The sequence below is a fragment of the Haloferax sp. Atlit-4N genome (assembly GCF_003383025.1).
GTDB classification, from domain to species: Archaea; Halobacteriota; Halobacteria; order Halobacteriales; family Haloferacaceae; genus Haloferax; species Haloferax gibbonsii.
The window spans coordinates 348,120-362,936 of record NZ_PSYY01000003.1 but is presented as its reverse complement, the minus strand read 5'-3'; the positions used below and the strand labels follow the sequence as shown (position 1 = coordinate 362,936).

Genomic DNA, 14,817 nt, shown 5'->3' with positions numbered 1-14,817 from the left:
GTTAAAATTGCCGATTGTAGAGTTGCCGCACCGGCTTCACACTAAACACGTCGCGCGCTTCAACAGGTATGCTGTGACTACGGTCGGTCGCGAGCGAATCCGTCCGCGAAAGCCGATTGACCAACTCGTTGCGCACGGACTCCCGGCTGACTGTCGTCTCATGCCACCCCAGACGCTCATCGTAGTGTCGCTTGCAGAACGTCTCCGCAACGTCATCAACTGCAATGTATTGGGTTCGTTTTGTTCCCCACACGTTCGATGAGATGTACTCCGCACCGACATCCTCGTGAGTGAGTTCGACGAGGACACACTCGACGAACGCGACAATCGAAGTGTGGTGGCGGTCGTTTGGGACAGTCAGTCGGAGGTTTGACCACGGGGACTTGGGTTGATTCGGATTGCTCAGCGGTCTATCGTTGCTACGTGGGTGTTGCTGTTGCTCGGAATGCATGCGTTGTCTCCAGGGCACACAAGTTGCCCCGTCACACCTAACGGGGCTACAAAATCAGGGTACCCTAGATGAGGGAGATGTATCTCAAATTGTGGTTCTCAGCAGCGCTCTAAAACAGACTCTTCAAATTCAATCGTCAAGCGCGCCAATCGAATTGAGATATTCTCGTACCTCAACCACAAACGTTCGATACCGCTCGAGGTCCTGCAGTGCGTTATAGACCACATCGTGGTCGATGATATTCCCGTAGGTGTGTGAGAGGACGTTCCGAAACCGTGCTGCTTGGGCCATCTCATCGGTAGTCTCTGCAGTTAGGATATCGAGCTCGCCGGGAACACGCATTGACTCGGGATTACTTCTCGGTGGAGTACCGCGCTCGTGCTTAGCTAGTTCTTCGGCGATGTCGATCGACGCTTCAGTCACTTTCACAAACCATCGTTCAACGATATCACGGCTGTCGGAGTCCGCTCTATACTCATCCCGAGTGAGGGCCTGTTTGCGGGCTAGAACACCGAGACTTTCTTCGATTGTCTCGACAGCGACGAGTATCCGGTTGAGTCGGTCAGCAGGAAATGCGTCGTCTGTCATCGCTTGCTGTCAGTGCCATCTGTTGCGGTGACAGCAGAGCCACTCAGATGTTCATCGATTTCGCCAGCGCGCTATCGAAGCGTTCTCGCGGCGATTGCTCAGCCTCTGCAGTTTCTGTGAGATCACGTCGAACCTTCTCAGCACGTTCTAATTCACCGACGAGGAGGATACCATCGTCGAAGACAGACTTTGCGACCCGGGGGGAGAGCGTGTGTACGTCCACAAGATCGACGTCGTCTGTGCCAAGTTTCTCACTCAGGTCAGCACTCAATCCAAAGAATGCGTCATTGTATGCTGGGTCGTCGTGTTGAACCTCATCAAGCTCGACTGCAATATCGATATCACTTGTGGGGTGCGTTTTCCCGCTAGCGTGTGAACCGAAGAGAATCGCAAGTCGCACTGAATGCTCTCTCAGAATTGCTTGAATGGTCTCAAGCGGAAGATCATCAGTGACCTCGGTTGTCTCAGCGGTTCTCATTATTGTAGGCCACGTCGCGGTGCCACATAAATTCTCAGTCATATCAGGGTGTGTTACTCTGTGTTTCCGCCGAACAGTCGTTTCGTTCGGTCTAACAACGACGTCTTCACTGAGTCGTCTTCAAGCTCTCTCGGACTGTGTTTCCCGTCATTATTGGCGTCACCGCGCACCGAAGGCCTGTCGCTAAGCCGCTCAACCTCGGCTTCGAGTGCTGCGATACGCTCGTTCTTCTGTTCAATCGTCACCTTGAGTTCGCTGACACGGATAGACAACAATTGGTTCTTCTCGATGAGGTAGGCGTTCTGGCGGTTCAGTTCGTCGGTATCCACGTCGGTGGTCTCAGGCTCTGTTTCTAGCTTCGACTGCGTCGATTCGTTTCTTGGACTGGGGTCGTAGTACTCCGACGTCGCTTCGATCGCCCGCTCAATGGTTTTCTCGCCGTACGTCGATCCGTCGGCGTAATGAACTTCGTCCCATTTCTCTCGAAGGAGTCCCGACTGTCGAAACAAGGTGTCTATCTGTGTCGTGTCTCCGCCGGTCCAGAAGGCCAGCAGACAACACAGCGCCATGTCTGCTTCCGAGTTGCTGTCGTAGCCAGCGGTGTTCCCGTTCCACAGGCGTTCGAATTTTGGGCCGTTCGAGGCGTTCTTTGCTTTCTTCAGTAACTCGTTGTCTTCGAGGTCGACTTCGGGTGTGGTCTTGGCGACCTCCCTGACGCGCGTATGTTCGTCACGTTCGGGTTTTTCTTCCTCTGAGTGGAGTTGGACGTATTCACGATGGATCGCTTCGAGTGCGTCCTGTCGTCTCTTGACTTGTCCAGGCGTGTTGTCGACGCGGTCGCCGGTGACGGTGAAGAAGCGAGCGGTGTCGTACAGTTCGATATGTCCACGTCGGTTCCGACCTTCGGGGAGGTCTCCGTTGATGAGCACATGATACCCCGTTCCCGAGGGTGAGACCTCTGTGTAGGAGTCAAGTCGGTCGATGATGTCCTGTGCGTCGTCGTCGACGTCACCGGTCTCTGGATCTCGGCAATCGTCCAGGTCGACTCCGACGATTGGGTCCTCCTTGGTGAACACGAAGCCGATTCCATCTGCCCGATTCGCTTTGACAAACGAGCGTACTGTTTCGAAATCTGACCATGTCTCTGGATCCGTTGACGACGCGAATGACCCCTCACCAGGGACCACTGGAATCTTCGTTTTCTTCCCGTCTCGTTTCTCGCTTCGCCAGCATACCCATTGGTCTCGTTCGACGAGTTCTGTTGGGAGATTCTTCTGTGTCACAGATGTGGTAGTTTCTTTCGTCATTGTCTCGCCTCAGTTGTGGTTGCGCGCCTCTCGCGCCACAAAAAAATCTCCCGAGCGATTGCTCGGCCGTTTCCAACGGCATACCCCCCATCTATACTAGTTGGTTTTTGCTGTAACAGATCTCCAGATTTGCTAGTAGGACGCCCATCGGGGTCTTGTACGTGATGTACGGCATTTTCTGGAAGGTGGGCAGGTGTAACGCCATTCTCGGCGTTGTCGTAACGTCTTCCAGTCTTGCGTTTTTGTATATTTTGACGAGAGAGCAGGCTACATTGGCGTAACGCGAAAGAAACACGCTGTAGGACAGCACCTGAGCCCTTAGAATCCGTGTTTTGACTGTGCATCAGTTTTCACTCCGTTTCTTCAGTGCAACGCCATTGTAACTGCGAACAACCTCACCATTGCGGCGCTCGGTAGAGCGCTCAAACGTTATCTGATTACTGAGACGTCTGCTGAACCAACTCTTTGAATCAGCGCTAATTTGATGTTGTTCAGCCCACGTTTCATACGTCGAATAGACCTCTGCAGCGAGGACTGAACTGTGCTCGTCTTCGACTAACCATTCGGTTACGAATTGTTCGACAACTGCGTCTGGATCGTCTTTCCAACCGGGGTCCAGAGTAGGTTCTGAAGAGTAATCTGAAGAAGACTCAGGTTGTTCCGGTTTTTCTTTGGTTGTGTCAGCCTCCTCCGTGTGTTGCATCTCAAGGAGCGAATCGAGTGGTTCCTGTGAACCACCATTGTAGACGACTGCTTCATCGTCTTCAGAGAGGATTACTGTGGCATAGTCGTCTGTATCGTACGATGGGTTCGGTAACTCATTTTCAGGGATGAACGGCTCTTTGATCTTCACCCACTCAGCCTCGAACGCGTCCTTAGACTCGTATACGTGCGTTTCCCCACGGTCATACACGAGGTACTTGTCGACAGCGGGATCGTAGCTGTACGTTGCTGGCACGCGTTCCTTCGTAACCGAAGACCACTCGGAGACTTGGAGATACTCTGTGCCGGACCCATCGCGGAGAACGGTCGACTCTTCCTCCAATTCCCATACACTACGTTTCGAGTCGTCACCACCGTTCACAGGTCGAACTGCGGTAACACCGCCCTGTTCGGTTGCACCACCATTGAACGTGAGCGGCGAATCGTGAGTATAGAACCATGTCTCACCGCTTGCGAGTTCACGGACAGGGGGCGAGAGGATATTCTCGACACGTTCTGCCCAGTAGGTTTCCGTATCTCCCGGCCGGACCACGAACAGCGGGAATGTACCTTCTTCTTGCGCTTTCCGGAGATTCGTGAGGACCTTGATTGGATTATCTGGAGTCGTCGTCTCAACCTCAATTGCGAACGTCTCCTCTAACTCGGGGTGAGTCGCTCGCGCGTCAGGCTTCTCGCTTCCGTCCTGTGACAAAATCGAGACGGTGAACCCGAGTTTGGAGAGTTCTTCTTCAACCTCCAAGAGTGCTGCATCGTGGTCGTCTCCACCAGCGGATCGTACATCTCCAGTATCGGGTATAGATATCCCTTCGCCCTCCTCACTCAACCGGATGATTACTTCGTCAGCATCGATATCGACGGTCGTTTCGAGTAGTCGCGAGCGCTGTCGGATACTCGCTAACTCGTCGTATGATGGTGCGTCGGCCTCAACTTCGGCGAACAGGCGTCGAAGTTCGTCGTCAACTACTTCGACTGCAATCCACCCGTTGTCTTCGCGGACATCGTTTTGGAGTTGGAGACTCCGAACAACTTTCGCGAGAACGACGTCTAACTCGACATCAGTGACACTGAGAACTTTTTGGAGATCTTCGGGAGTCTGTGTACTCGGAATCGATTCGTTGGAGACGCCAAATTTGCTCTCAGCTCGTTCATGCATCGCTGAGAGCGTCTCTTTGAATTGCTGTTCTTCTCGCTCAGTAAGTGGGTAGTCGCTTTCTGGATGCCCTGCAGGGATTGGCAGTGGCTTGATGCTGAACGGATACGGTCCCGTCTCACCGAATTTGGGGCTCGGGAGGTTGGCAATCCACTCGCCACGAGGGAGCGACCGAATCCGGTTGGAGAACTCGTCAGGGTCCAACCCTTCGTGGGCCATCGCTCGGGCAAGTTCTCGGTCGACATTAATTTGGCCGACAAGTGAGCTTCCGATGTTGTTCAGGGCGTTCAGGTAGACTTTCCGCCCGCCCTCTGCTTCCATCTGCTCGGGGAATTGCATCGATAACCCCACAGAGAGTCGGAAGCTTCGGCCCTTCTCCAAGAGGCCGTTCATGATGTCGGAAACGACGACCGAAGATGCCTCGTCGACGAGGAGGTTCACCACATAGTCGTCGGGATACTCGCTGACCTCGCGTTTCCGCTCTTTGAGTGCATCATCGAGATTCGAGAGAATCAGACCGGTCATGAGACGCGACGCATCATCGCGAAGGTCACCAAGGTCGAACAAAATAATCTTGTTCTCGTCGAGGACATCTCGGAAGTCGAATCGATTCTCTGTGTTGTTGAATACCTGGGCGAGATACGGCCGGTCGGAGATGTAGTTGAGTCTGTGACCAACGCCATCCATGACGGCTGAAAACGAACTCGGGTCTTTCTGAAGCTGCCGTTGGAGCGTGCGAGACACATTCTCTTGGCTCGATTTGGGAAGGTCGTCGAAATTCGCGTTCGGTGGACCTGCCTGTAGGACTTGATCAACGGCGTGCTCCAACTGCCGATGTGCAAAGTAGTCGGCCGATTCTCGATACAATCCGTTCTCTCGGCCGTGTTCTTCATCGAATAGTGCCTTGATTAGCGTCCGAATCAACGTGGGAGAGACGACCGCCCTCTCGTAGCGCTCTCTACCCATGACGAGCTTTAGGATTTCTTCGTAGTGCTCTGCTTTCCGCTGCACAGCATCTTCACGACGTCTTCCATTTTCGAGGGCAGGGCCAAGGTCGAAAAACGAGAATCCAGGGAGCACGTCTGGCATTGGAAAATGAATCACATTCTCTTTGAGGTCAGTTGTTCCGAAGCGCCGAGCGTGTGCTCGCATGTAGTTCTCGGCCATTCCGTCGCCTTTCGGTTCGACGACGATGACTGGTCCTTCGGTATTCTCGTGGAGCGAGAGAATCTCGTTGATGAAAGCCTTGGACTTCCCCGCACCAGTAGTCCCAAATCGGCCGTAGTGAGTTGGCAATAGATTCGGGGGGATGCACGTCGGGACGTCTTCGGGTTCGCCGTTCTCGTCCAGAGCATACCCAATCGCCATTCCATCGCGGAACTCTTGCATGAGGTCCTGATGGGGGCGAGGGAGTGGATTGCGACTCTGTTGTTCAGCACGAGTCCCTCGGGCCCCTTCCACGCTGAGTTGGTCACTCGACGGAACAAGGAGGAAGTTCGCTAACTCGTCAGCGTTTAAAATGAGGTCTGGGCGTGTCTTCCCACGACCTGTCTCTAACTCTCGGTCCAGAAGATTCCAGAGGTGTTTGCGGGCGTTCTTTTGCTTCGTTTTCTGACGCCACCCCTGTTCGTTGATTCGCTGTCCATCGAGGCCGTAGAACGGCCCGTCCAGTGGGTCGAACACTGGGAGAATGGACTCGATTTTAGAGGTCACATCATCCGAGTCAACATCGGTCGGTAGAACAGCGACCGTGCGAAGGTTGACTGAATAGGTCTGCTTTGGACGCTTCGCAGTAATTCGATCAATACGGCCTTGGACACTGTCTGGCAGGTTGCGTTCTCGACGATGACGTCTGTCTTCGTGTTCGTAATCGTCGAATTCGAAGATTGGACCGATATATCGCTGCCCGAATGTGTCTCGCCCATCTTTGAGGTCTTCGACGCGCAGTTCGGCGTCAGCTTTCCATTCAGGCTTCCGCTGGAAGACAACCTGGAATCCGATTGGATGTTCGAAGTCGCTCAAGTGGTCGATAAGTGTCGCTAACGGTGTAATCGTGATTTCAGCACCTACATCCTCCCCCGTAGTCGCCTTCGTGAACGGAACGACCGTCGTCATCCAGTCCCGCTTCCGTTCGGCAGTTCCACGCCACTGGACGCCGGCTGGCTGGAGTTGCTCTATCGACGGGCGAGCGTGGACTTGTTCTGAGTCAACCTCGTGCACCTGCTCATCGGATTCTGCCAAGTCACCATCTTCATCATGCTCGTCAAACTCATCCCATAGCTTCCCGGCTTCGAGTGCTTCCTCGAATTCTTCGCGGGTGTACTCCTGTTCGGGGATGATTTTCTGTGCAGGATCCAGTTTCGTACGCTCGATGTCGAACGTCGACGGGTAGATCGACAGAAGTCGCGACTCAAGCGTGTCGAGGTACTCAGTTGCCCCGTAGTAGAACTCAACCGGTTTATCCGTACCCTCACTTATTGCGAGGAATTCGAAGCGTGGAGGCTCAGAGGAATTGAGTGGGTTCAACTTGCCAAGCAGACCAATCTCCGAGGTCGTCGATAGCTTGTGAAGACTGCTGAGGACCTCGACAATACCGTTGGTCCCGAGTTCTTCGGACGTCGGTGTGACGCGAAGATACTCACGCTTCGTCATGGGTCACCCCCTGAGAACCACCGTCAGTTTTAGCGGAAACAGTGGTGTCACTCGAAAGAGAGCTGTCTCGTAGTTTTTCACGGAGTGCCTGCACCTCTGGGTCAGCCGTGTCGCCCCCAGCACCCGGAAGCGACTCAGCAGACGACTCGGTTGGGTCGAAGTCGATGACTTGTTTCTCTTTGGGCATCGCCTCAACACGGATTCCACGCCACTCGCCGTCGACGCCGACGAGTGCCTCAGAATAGCCAGCATCCTCATTCCCGGGAATTGCATCCTGGACGAAGCGCATCTGGGCGTAATTCAGTCCGAACTCCTTAGCCCACGTTTCGTCCATCCCATCAAGATGGTGGAACTGCTTGACTGCACACTGGTCGAGGATCGCTTCGGACTCTGTGTGCTCGAAGAACTCGTCGACCGTCTGTGTGACTAACCGAATTGAGAGATTGTGGTGGCGGTGGTGACGGAACACCGTCTCCAAGAACGCTAGACTCGCGGCGTCCTGCATGATGTACCGTGCTTCGTCAATGACGAACACAACCTCCTTGTCGGTCTCTTTCGCCCGCTCGTAAACGAGCGAGATGAGGAGTTGCATCGTCAGCGCCGTACTGCTGTTGACGCTGCCCTCTTGTTGGGCCAGATCAAGGTAGATGACCTTCTCGTCACGGATGTTGAAATCTGAGGCTCTACCGAGATTCGAATATCGTCCTTCATTTTCGAATGGCCGAAGCTGATCGAGAAGCCACGTTGCGTCGTCACGGAGTTTACTCGCTTCAGCGTCTGTGCGAACGACGAACTCTTCGGGAGACTCGACCATCTCCTCGAAGACGTCCATCATATCACGGACAGTCGGGCTCGGATTGCCGTGTGTGGCAATGTCGTCGGTGATCCCTTGTCGCTCGTACGAACGCTTGAGACCGAGTTCGAGCGTTGTTCGTCGGTCACCGAGAGAGATGCCACGGAGTGCGAAGTAGTTCGTCAGGAAACTCATCGCGTCGTCGAGTTTCTCGTTGAACGGACTCGCGTCCTCTCCCATCGCCCGTTGGACGTGTTCGGGTGTCTGGCGAATCTCTAGAGGGTTTAGTCCGAGTGTCCCACCAACCGTGATTCGTTTGGCGTTGAGTGCTTCGGCGACACCAGCCCAGTTGTTGAGCGGTTCGAGGATGATGCCGATTCGGTCCTTACTCTGTTCGATAGAGCGGATGAAGTTCTGCTTCGAACCAAAGGACTTGCCGGATCCGGTGTCACCCACCGTGAACATCGCATACCCGTTGTCACGCGCGAATGGGTCGATGACAACCGGGCTATGCGTGCCTTTGTGGATTCCGAACTCCACGCCGCCCTCTTCGAGAATTGTCGCGTTGTGTGGCGATGCAAGGAGCGCACCAACAGCCCCACCAAGGGCGATTGATTCGCGGCCGAAGACGTTGTCGCCGATCGGTGCCGCAGATTGTATCGCCAAATCCTGTTTACAGATGGCAGTCTTCGGTGTTAGACTGGCAGGCTCATCGCGGAGTGCACTCTTCACACTCTGAACAGCATCACGAAGTTCATCGCGTGTGTCGGCGCGAACGGTGACGAAGAGTGCCTGGTCGAAGACACTAGTTCCACTCTCAACAGCGTTGTACGTCGCAGCCGCTTGGTTCGCGCGCTGCTGAAGGTAGCCACTTCGAACGCTCTTTTCGAGATCTGCGTCGACCTGGAGGTCATCAGCGATGTCTTGGAGTTCGTTCAGCGCACGCTGCTGGTTCTTTGGTCGGATATGTGCCGTGAGGTCGAACTCGACATCAGTCAGTTGGAAGAGGTCGCTGAGGTAGCCGTCGTTCGGGTAGTCCGGGTAATCGGTAATGGAGAGCGTCGTCGTCCACTGCTCACCGACATGGGCTGCACGGGTTTCCCATTCGGCAGCGGCGGGTGCAATCGTCGTCTTATGTGATTCTGCGATGTCATCGAGGAGTTGCCCCTCGCCGTGGCCCGTTTCTAGTGTCTCCTCGTCAAGTACATCCGAGAAGTTAACTTCGGGCTCTTCCTCAGTGGTACGGCGTTTCCACGCGAGGATGCAGATAAGACCGACTGTGAGTAACCCAGCGGCATAGAGCATCGCACCCTCCGGCGACGTCGGTTGTTGAAGCCATTCGAGAGTCTGGCTAATAAGTTCACTCTCGGTCTGGAGAGCGATATTACGCATCGAAACCATCCTCCCGGCGGGAGCTCCCGATAATCGGTTGACCTCTGATGATTCGCCCTGGATTGTCGTAGTCGTGCTCGTGGCCGTTCCAGAAATCCATCGTCAGCACGAACAACTCGACAGTACTGAGTCGACGAGCAGACCATCCCGAAGCCTGCTGGATGAACCCCGACTCGATGCTAGCAATCTTGCTATCGAGTTTTTCGAACATTCGAGCACGTTGTTCGGCTTCTGAGAGGTCTTCGCGGCGGGTAACGAACGGGTTGAATAGGAATCCAATGACAGGGATACCGGTCAGTTTCTCTGCCGGGGTTCGCTCGTCGTGGGAACGGTCATAGACTTCGAGTGGCGACGCTTCGACACCAATAAAGAAGCGTATCTGTTGGGTCCCACGCTCTCGCATCGCCCGTGGGCGTCGCTCGCGGTACTCTTCGAGGAGTTCACGGAAGACGGGATTTCGAGAGACGTCTTCGTCGGAAAGGCGCTGTTCGATGTTCTCAGTCAAGTGTTCGACTGGGAACGACCGCGTCGTCGCGTGGAACTTGAGCTTCGAGTCAAGTTCTTTGTTCGCGAACTCCGAACCTGCTTCCTGCAGTCCGGCCCAGTCATCAGACATGGCGAAATCCATGTTCCCCGGGTTGATTTCGATGAGCGCCTCTATCGCACCGTCCGATCGCTGTATGGCACCTGCACCGGGCCACGCCCGTTCAACGTTGGTGAGGTCCTGTGTTCGTTCGTCGAGAGTGAACGGAGTGTAGTTCGCAAGGCCACCCTCGTTTCGACCGGAATTATCCTCCGATTCGGCTGCGCTGAACGTTCGACGCGGCCGCTTCGCATAACGGAACACGTCCTTCGCCCACGTCCACGCATTGAGGTGGTCAGGGGCGACGTACACGATGGCCCCTCCGAGTCCAAGCCCTCCAGCGATGAGTGGGAGTGAGAGTGAGTCGATTCCGAGGAGGCCGGCGATGAACAGCCCCACGAGTGGGAAGGCGATGAGAACACCGACGTCTCCCTCCTCAACATTGAGGAATGGAATACGGCTTTCTTCTCCGAATTGGTCCATGATACGGCGTGCTGCTGCGTCTAAATCTGTCGACATGATGAATTAGGAGTTGTAGTTGTGCGGGTCGTTCTCGGTTCGACGATACAAGGACGTGTTCTGGGTGTCTGAGTTGTCTTCAGTCCGGGCGGCCGCTTTCTCTGCAATTGCATGGCCAGCGGCAGCCTTGGGACCCCAGCGAGCGGCGGTTGTGGCGATTCCAGCGCCTCCGACGTAGGCACCAGTCGCGACGCTTCCGACGATCACTGCGCCTCTGCTGGCCGACCCAATGGCCTTCGCAGTCAGCGGCGTTGCGTAGGAGAACGTCTTCCACGTCAGGTAGAGTGCGATAACGGGGAGTGAGACGGCGACGAGGTATTGGAGAAATGCAGTCGCTGGTGAGAACGTCCCGCTGGCGAATAGCAGGTCGTAGCCTTTGAACACGACTGCTGCCGGGAGTGGGAGGACGACGAGAGGGACGAACCGCTTTGCAAAGCCAGTCGCGATGTCAGAGAGAACGGGGATGTTTCCGTATCCGAGTGCGATGGCAATCGGCATCCCGTAGACGTAGACGTACAGCAAGATTTCGCGGATGAAAAAGAGCGCTTCAATCGCCCACATCGAGATTCCACCGATTGCTGCGAGCAGGAGTCCCAGTACAGGGTTTAGACTGATTGTGCTCAGGAACCCGACCATCACCCTCGACAGAGTTGTGAGGGATGGAAAGAGAGCAATCGTAAACCCGTCTACAAGATACAGAGAGATGGTACCAACCCAGTACCACGAGATGATGAAAACCGCACCAGTCCAGGCATTCTTCTTCGTTTTTCGGGCCTCATAGGTACTCCCCATATTGAAAATACGAATCACGTGTCGACCCTGAACACTCATCACGAGGAGTAACAGTGCGATGAGCATGATTTCGCCACCAACGAGCGCGTCCCGTATCTGAATCCAGGGACTGTTCGACGGGGTGCCGAACACAAACGCACCGCTCGTCTCTGGGGTTGGTGTGCCGAATAGTTCCGCAGAGAGAGTATTGTAGCCGGTTTTAACGCCATCAACGAACAAACTCGTAAGCCACTCAATGACGTCTTTGAAGCCCTCTAAAACGACATCTATCAAGTCAACCATGATTAGACCTCGTTGATTGTGACCTTGCAGTCGGTCATGGTGTCCGAGCCAGAATATTCGATATTGAATTCCTTCGATAACTCGTCACCAGAAACACTGGAACCAACATGGGCAGAAAACATGCCAGCGTTCGTGTCCACACTGCAACCCATAGCATCGTCTCCAATCTTTGCACTAAATGGCAGTGAGTTACTGTACACGTCTCTGGTCTCGCCAGCCGGGATGACTACCTCATCAACCTCATAGAGGCCCTCATTCCGTGGATTCTCAACTGGGTTAGGCACATCACCCGAGAAACGAAGTGATATTACCGCGTCTGGGCCAGTTCCAGAATTGTGGACTGAAACAAACGCTTCACTGTCTTTGATTCGATTCGTCTCACTCTCACCGTACACCTCGTCCCACGGCTTGTCGGGATTGTTTCTGAAAAGCCCGACATCGACGATTTCGAGTTCAGGGCGAACCTCAAGACTCGTCTCGTCGAGAGTGTCCTCACCCTGAACCGCTAACACACGGTATTCGCCGGGGTCGTACGCAGTCCCAATCTCGAATGAAACCTGTCGAACGCCAGCAACAACATCACGTCGTCCGAACAACTCTCCATTCGGTTGAATGAGATTGACCTGGTCGACCTCAGCCTCGGAACCAAGTTCGACAACAAGCGTCGTCTTCTCGACAGCGACTCGGTTCAAGACACCCTGACCGCCAGAATCGTCATTCGTGGTAGTAGTCCCATCACCGGTCTCACCACCGCCGTTGAGACAGCCAGCAAGTCCAGCGAGTGAAAGACCTGCTGCGGTTTGGAGGACGGTTCGTCTATTGAAATGTGATTGATCTCGTGTCATGGATATCGTTCAGAATCGTCTCGTGGTCCGAAGAATCGGAGGGTGCGCTTTCCGGCGTAGAATATCACGATGAACGGGATGAACTGCCAACCGACCTCGACGAATAACGCAAACCACCCATCGAGTGTTCCGAGTGGGTGCCATCGCGCAGTCGCCGTGTCGGAGACGTACGCGGGATTAGCCACAAGCCACGTACTGGGGTGGTATCGTGCTGTGTAGAACTCCGGTTGGTCGACCGTCACGACCGCAACGCCAGACTCGTTCGTCCGAACTTGCTGGTCGGCAATCGTGATGTACCCACCACCGGGTTCGCCATTGAGTGTTCCCTGGCGTTCGTCAGCCGTGAGGTCGATCGGTGTACCCGTCTCGTTGTCCCGAAGCTCAACTCGGATTGTTGCTTGGTCGTTCGTCTGATCGATCACCTCTGCAGTCAGCCGACTTTCACGGAGCTCACGCTCTGGGCCACCACCAACGTCAGAGGCGGAGGGAGTGACGTTGATGCCACGGACAATGCCAGAAACACGAAGTGCATCGCGGTCGACCTCGTCTGCTCGAACAGCTAGGCCATAAGTGGGCGTGTACGACTGGTCGACGACTTCAACTGAGACGGTGTCTTCGATAGTGGCCTGTGGACTCGTGCGCTCTTGGCCCCACGAATCGATTATCCTCGGTCCATCACGAATCGGTTCAGTCCGTGGGCCAATTCGTGACGGATACGCGTGGACATACACTGGGAGGGCATCTGATGTGACCTCCGTCTCGTTTGACCCAGTTGCTCGAACGAGAGAATCCCACCGAGGGTCACGAGCGGTGTAAAAACGCCAGACGCCGCGAACACTCGACTCACTATCCTCGGTGAGCGTGTACCCCTGCCATGGCCGTGACTGGAAGATGGCAACCCCAGTGTCACCATTGGGATACTCGGCGTAGTAGGAGTACGCTCGAAGATTGTAGACCTCGACGTCGACCGAATCAGAGACGGTAATCGTCTCACTCGGGTACGTGACCTCTGTCTCTGTTCGGTTGCCGATCGATGTCTCCGTTGTCTTCTCGAGTTCGACTTCGATGTCGGCTTCGAGTGTGAGCGTCGTACTCCACGCCTCGTCGAGTTGGTACTCGAGCGCGGGCGTATGTGTTCCCGAAGACTGAGCGACGACGTCGTCACCTGCTTTCAGCCGAACGTCTGTGATTTCGTTGTCAACGAGAGTCCACGAGACATCCGAGTTGCTCGATTGGCTCCCATTCGGGATGCGGACACGATAGTCAACAAGGCCACGAACGGTGCCATCGGGGGCGACGTAAAGCGGCGTGTCGCCTGCTTCGAGATGTCCTCGCGTAGACGGGTGGACAGCGAATAGTGTCGCGTGTGCGTCCTCTATGAAGACGCCATCTTCGAGAGAAGCGTGCTCTGGATGCATCGACATCTGTGAATCGCCGGCTTCCAAGTCATCGAAATCATTGCGTGTCCACGTCGCTGCGGTCGCCGGCGGGCGTGTGAACGTGATGTCGGTGCCATTCGCGAGCTGGTGAACCGCGGTCCGGTTCTCGCCGTATCGTTGGCGGTACTCAGTCTCGTTCATGTAGTCGTCAGAGTCACGAGACCACAGCGTCGCTGACTCGTTCTCGGTCAACCCGTTGTCTTCTGTTCCTGGGCGTGGTGGGGTTGCAGTTACGAGCCCCGCGATGCTACTCACTACGAGGAGGCAGGCAACCGCGACAGACCACGCATCAGTACGCATCAGGGAGACTCGGGGAAGTCAATCTCCGAGTTACCAGGGTGCGAGGTCGACACACTGGGCGAGTGGGAGTCCCATCATCCCCCCTGCAACGGTGTACAGCGGCCCGAGTATCGACAGGATGAGCCCGGACTTCAGCGCTGAACGCTTGTGGCGCTTGAGGCTCTTTTTTTGGTCGTGGCTCATTGTGAACACCTCGGCGAGGGAGTCAGCCTGCCAGACAACGACGAGTCCGATAATACCGAGAGCAGTAGTTATCTGGAAGAAACCCTCGATCATTCCGGGGAGTTTGTCCGCACTGCAGATGACCCCCTGTTGTGCTGCGGCAGGTTGTGCAAGCAAAACTAAGCTCAAGATGGCAGTCATCGCGATGACGCGGCGAGCCGAACCAAACTGAGTCGATTCTTGATTTGAGCTGGAGACTGTATTGGGAGTGTTGTCGTTTGATTTGAACATGTAGGTCGAATATTGATGGACCTGTCCCAAGGCCCAATTCTCAACAATATCAAATATAGTCGGGGATTAA

General features: G+C 54.9%; 10 protein-coding genes. All 10 read right to left on the bottom strand.

Features of this window, described 5'->3' with window-relative positions; translation table 11 throughout:
• Positions 1 to 580: 580 nt before the first annotated feature.
• Positions 581 to 1,039, bottom strand: coding sequence for a DUF86 domain-containing protein (locus C5C07_RS17065; protein WP_115805639.1), 459 nt, complete (start codon positions 1,037 to 1,039; stop codon positions 581 to 583).
• 43 nt (positions 1,040 to 1,082) lie between these two features.
• The gene (locus C5C07_RS17060) at positions 1,083 to 1,517 is read right to left on the bottom strand and encodes a nucleotidyltransferase family protein (protein WP_233510432.1); all 435 of its coding nucleotides are present in this window, start codon (positions 1,515 to 1,517) and stop codon (positions 1,083 to 1,085) included.
• A gap of 53 nt (positions 1,518 to 1,570) precedes the next feature.
• Positions 1,571 to 2,824, bottom strand: coding sequence for a hypothetical protein (locus C5C07_RS17055; protein WP_115805638.1), 1,254 nt, complete (start codon positions 2,822 to 2,824; stop codon positions 1,571 to 1,573).
• A 343-nt stretch (positions 2,825 to 3,167) separates the two neighbouring features.
• On the bottom strand, positions 3,168 to 7,349 hold the full coding sequence (locus C5C07_RS17050) for an ATP-binding protein (protein ID WP_115805637.1): 4,182 nt from the start codon (positions 7,347 to 7,349) through the stop codon (positions 3,168 to 3,170).
• Entirely contained in the window at positions 7,336 to 9,534 is a 2,199-nt protein-coding gene (locus C5C07_RS17045; RefSeq protein WP_115805636.1) for a VirB4 family type IV secretion system protein, read from the bottom strand. Before C5C07_RS17045 ends, C5C07_RS17050 begins: the two co-directional genes overlap by 14 nt.
• Positions 9,527 to 10,636: a hypothetical protein gene (locus C5C07_RS17040; protein ID WP_115805635.1), complete on the bottom strand. Its 1,110-nt coding sequence runs from the start codon at positions 10,634 to 10,636 to the stop codon at positions 9,527 to 9,529. Before C5C07_RS17040 ends, C5C07_RS17045 begins: the two co-directional genes overlap by 8 nt.
• A 6-nt stretch (positions 10,637 to 10,642) precedes the next feature.
• On the bottom strand, positions 10,643 to 11,710 hold the full coding sequence (locus C5C07_RS17035) for a hypothetical protein (protein ID WP_115805634.1): 1,068 nt from the start codon (positions 11,708 to 11,710) through the stop codon (positions 10,643 to 10,645).
• A gap of 2 nt (positions 11,711 to 11,712) precedes the next feature.
• The gene (locus C5C07_RS17030) at positions 11,713 to 12,555 is read right to left on the bottom strand and encodes a hypothetical protein (RefSeq protein ID WP_115805633.1); all 843 of its coding nucleotides are present in this window, start codon (positions 12,553 to 12,555) and stop codon (positions 11,713 to 11,715) included.
• The gene (locus C5C07_RS17025) at positions 12,552 to 14,294 is read right to left on the bottom strand and encodes a hypothetical protein (protein WP_199522755.1); all 1,743 of its coding nucleotides are present in this window, start codon (positions 14,292 to 14,294) and stop codon (positions 12,552 to 12,554) included. The genes C5C07_RS17030 and C5C07_RS17025 overlap by 4 nt, the downstream gene beginning before the upstream one ends.
• 30 nt (positions 14,295 to 14,324) lie before the next feature.
• On the bottom strand, positions 14,325 to 14,657 hold the full coding sequence (locus tag C5C07_RS17020; RefSeq protein WP_115805631.1) for a hypothetical protein: 333 nt from the start codon (positions 14,655 to 14,657) through the stop codon (positions 14,325 to 14,327).
• Positions 14,658 to 14,817 lie beyond the last annotated feature (160 nt).

Excerpts from the sequence above, each read along its gene's own strand:
- C5C07_RS17065 (WP_115805639.1), bottom strand. The coding sequence starts at position 1,039 with ATGACAGACGACGCATTTCCTGCTGACCGACTCAACCGGATACTCGTC.
- C5C07_RS17020 (WP_115805631.1), bottom strand. The coding sequence starts at position 14,657 with ATGACTGCCATCTTGAGCTTAGTTTTGCTTGCACAACCTGCCGCAGCA.
- C5C07_RS17055 (WP_115805638.1), bottom strand. The coding sequence starts at position 2,824 with ATGACGAAAGAAACTACCACATCTGTGACACAGAAGAATCTCCCAACA.
- C5C07_RS17025 (WP_199522755.1), bottom strand. The coding sequence starts at position 14,294 with ATGCGTACTGATGCGTGGTCTGTCGCGGTTGCCTGCCTCCTCGTAGTG.
- C5C07_RS17050 (WP_115805637.1), bottom strand. The coding sequence starts at position 7,349 with ATGACGAAGCGTGAGTATCTTCGCGTCACACCGACGTCCGAAGAACTC.
- C5C07_RS17030 (WP_115805633.1), bottom strand. The coding sequence starts at position 12,555 with ATGACACGAGATCAATCACATTTCAATAGACGAACCGTCCTCCAAACC.
- C5C07_RS17040 (WP_115805635.1), bottom strand. The coding sequence starts at position 10,636 with ATGTCGACAGATTTAGACGCAGCAGCACGCCGTATCATGGACCAATTC.
- C5C07_RS17035 (WP_115805634.1), bottom strand. The coding sequence starts at position 11,710 with ATGGTTGACTTGATAGATGTCGTTTTAGAGGGCTTCAAAGACGTCATT.
- C5C07_RS17060 (WP_233510432.1), bottom strand. The coding sequence starts at position 1,517 with ATGAGAACCGCTGAGACAACCGAGGTCACTGATGATCTTCCGCTTGAG.
- C5C07_RS17045 (WP_115805636.1), bottom strand. The coding sequence starts at position 9,534 with ATGCGTAATATCGCTCTCCAGACCGAGAGTGAACTTATTAGCCAGACT.